This window comes from Cellulomonas sp. P5_C6, assembly GCF_054049635.1.
Genome location: NZ_JBFULZ010000303.1, coordinates 1 through 2903 on the forward strand (window position 1 = coordinate 1; position 2903 = coordinate 2903).

The 2903-nt window shown below is 72.6% G+C and carries 4 protein-coding genes; 1 reads left to right on the forward strand and 3 read right to left on the reverse strand.

All coding sequences use genetic code 11. The annotated features are described in order from the left end of the window. The 3 genes from ACXJKG_RS20450 to ACXJKG_RS20460 form a co-directional block, all read right to left on the reverse strand. Positions 1-354: MarR family winged helix-turn-helix transcriptional regulator (locus ACXJKG_RS20450; protein WP_456847555.1), on the reverse strand; the 354-nt coding region annotated here is incomplete at its 3' end. Positions 355-356: 2 nt separating this feature from the next. Continuing rightward, positions 357-1043 (reverse strand): NADPH-dependent F420 reductase, encoded by a 687-nt coding sequence (locus tag ACXJKG_RS20455; protein WP_456847556.1) that lies wholly within the window; start codon positions 1041-1043, stop codon positions 357-359. Positions 1044-1045: 2 nt separating this feature from the next. Then, positions 1046-1984: an NADP-dependent oxidoreductase gene (locus ACXJKG_RS20460; protein ID WP_456847557.1), complete on the reverse strand. Its 939-nt coding sequence runs from the start codon at positions 1982-1984 to the stop codon at positions 1046-1048. A 191-nt stretch (positions 1985-2175) separates the two neighbouring features. On the opposite strand from ACXJKG_RS20460, the gene ACXJKG_RS20465 reads away from it, so the two are divergent. Further along, positions 2176-2903, forward strand: a 728-nt coding sequence (locus ACXJKG_RS20465; RefSeq protein WP_456847558.1) for a SulP family inorganic anion transporter, incomplete at its 3' end; no start/stop codon positions are given.

The following is a 2903-nucleotide window of genomic DNA, read 5'->3' on the forward strand; positions in this document are numbered from 1 at the left end:
GGCGAACAGCTCACGGCCCGCATCGGTCAGCCCGACGAGCACGGTGCGCCGGTCGCGGGGATCGGCGCCGCGCTCGACGAGCCCGCGCTCGACGAGCCGGTCGAACACCTTGGTCGCGGCGCCGCTGCTGAACAGCAGCGCGTCGGCGACCTCACCCATCCGCAGGCACGTCCCTCCGGCCAGCGACAGACGCAGCAGGGCGTCGTACTGAGGAACGGACAGGTCGAACTCGGCCTTGAGCTCCGTCTGGAACTGCTTCATCAGCCGGTCGTGCGCGGCCACCAGGTCACGCCAGACCGCGATCCGGCTCTCCCGCTCCGCGTCCACTCGCCCCTCCTCCACGGTCGTCGTCATCGTCAGCGCTGCGGAAGCCGCTCCGGCCCGAACTGCTCGGTGAACTCCCGCACGTCGAGGACAGTACGACCCAGGCGGCCGGCCACCTTGTTGTAGCGGCCACCGATCTCGAGGTCCGCCGAACGGCGGATGTCGCCGACGTACCGCGGCTGCCACCCGGTCAGCTCCAGCAGGGGCTGCACCCGGTGGGCCGTGGCCACCGAGTCGGCGAGGTAGGGCAGGACCGCGCAGGGCTGCTGGTCGGCGGCCGCGCCGAGCACCGCTGTCGCCACGTTCGAGAACGCCTTGACGTGTCCGACCCCTGCCCGCAGCAGCGTGGCGACGAACTGGCCCGCGGACCCGTCGACCGGCGTGCGGAAGACGATCCCGGCCGGGGTGACGTCGAGCGGGTTGGACACGTCGAGCAGCACCTTGCCGACGAGCCGGTCGCCGATGCGCGAGAGGACCTCCCGCTGCGGCGCGTCCCAGAGCGTGGTCAGAGCGACGACGTCCGAGCTGTCGACCGCCGCCTCCAGGCTCTCGGCGAGCTTGATCGCCGCATCCGGCACGACGGTGGTGATCGTCCGGGCGGCCTGCTCGGCCTTCTGCGGGCGGTAGTGGAAGAGGGTCACCTCGACGCCGTGGGCGGCGAAGAGCTGCGCGATCGCGGTGCCGTGACGGCCCGGGCCGATCAGGGAGAGGGTGGTCACGGTCAGGCCTCCGGGAGGTGCGGGTTGTCGGACAGGTCGAGGACGGTCTTGCCGACGGCGTGCCGGGCGTCGAGGCGGCGGTGCACCTCGACGATCTCCTTGAGAGGCATCGTCTGCACCGGCATCCGGAGCGTGCCGTCGGCCGCGTCGGCGAGCAGCCGGGCCAGGCGGCCCTGGGACCRCTGCACCTGGATCAGCGGGATCCGGTGGCTCTGCGTGGTCGCAGGCACGATGGTGACGGCCTTGCCGCCCGCCGTCCGCACGGCGCTGCCGATCTCGCCGGCCTGCGCACTGCCCGCGAGGTCGATCGAGGCGGCGAAGCCGACCGGGTGCTCGGCGGCCAGCCGGGCGGCCAGGTCGGGACCGTAGGCGACCGGCCGTGCACCGAGGCTCGTGAGGTAGTCGGCGCGCGCGGCGCTCGAGGTGGCGACCACCAGGTTCCCCGCCGCCACGAGCAGCTGCACCAGGATCGTGCCGACCCCGCCCGAGCCGCCGTGGACGACGACAGGCGCATCCGCGGGCAGGGCCAGCGCATCGAGCACCGTCAGCGCCGTCTGGCCGACCGCGCCCACCGCACCCGCGAGCTCCCACGACAGGTCCGCCGGCTTGYGCACCACGCGGTCGGGCGTCGTGGTGACCAGATCCGCGTCCGCGCCGGGCGTGCCGAATCCGACGACCTCGTCACCGACCGTGACACCCGAGACGCCCGCGCCGAGCTCGACGACCACACCCGCGAACTCGGTGCCCGGCACGAACGGCACTCCCCCACCGAACGCCCCCGAGCGGATCGTCGCGTCGACGGGGTTCACGCCTCCGACCCGGACGGCGACCCGGATGGTCCCCGGCGCCAGTGGGCCGACGGGCAGATCCTCGACCCCCAGCACGTCAGGCGGTCCGAACCTGCGGGCGACCGCCGCACGGTAGGTCAGAGCTGTGGTCACGCACGAACACTCCCTCTCGGCGAAGTATCTTCTCTTACAGATACTGTAGAACGAAGTATTGCACGCGGACGACACTCGTCCGACCTCGCCTTCTGAACTGCGGGAACATCGACCCTTGCGCCCGCGACACGGCTCACGAACTACCTGACACCACCGGGCACTCGGGTAGAGGCTGGCCTCGTGATCACCCGATGACAGCGCCCCAGGAACCGTCGACCCGCGCCCGCCGCCGCTGGTCCGACCGCGTGCCGATCGTCGGGGCCCTGCGCGCGTACGACCGGCGCTGGCTGCGGACGGACATCGCCGCGGGGGTCGCGGTCGCCGCGCTGATCGTCCCGAAGAACCTGGGCTACGCCGGGATCGCGGGGATCCCGCTGCAGAACGGCCTCTACGCCGCGGCCGCGGGGGCGATCCTCTACGCGATCTTCGGCACCAGCCGCCAGATCTCCACGGGCCCGAGCTCCGGGCTGGCCGCCGTCGCTGCGAGCGCCGTGGTCGCGGCCGGGCTGGTCGGGGACCAGGTCGCGTCGTTCGTCGCCGGGATCACGCTCGTCTCGGGCCTGATCTTCGTGCTGCTGGCCGTGCTCAAGATGGGCTGGATCGYGCAGTTCCTGTCCCGGGCCGTGGTGACGGGCTTCCTGTTCGGGGCGGCGATCGACGTCGTGATCGGGGAGCTGCCCAAGATCACCGGCACCAGCGTGGACGGCTCGTCGCCGCCGCAGGAGCTGGTGTCCTGGTTCGGCACCCTGGGCGAGGCGAACCTGGCCACGGTCCTCGTCGGCGGGATCGCGCTGGTCACGGTGTTCGGGCTGCGCCGCATCGCGCCGCGGGTGCCGGGCGCGCTCGTCCTGGTGGTCGGCGGCCTGCTGGCGAACTGGCTGCTGGACCTCGGGGCTCACGGCGTCGCGCTCGTCGGGGA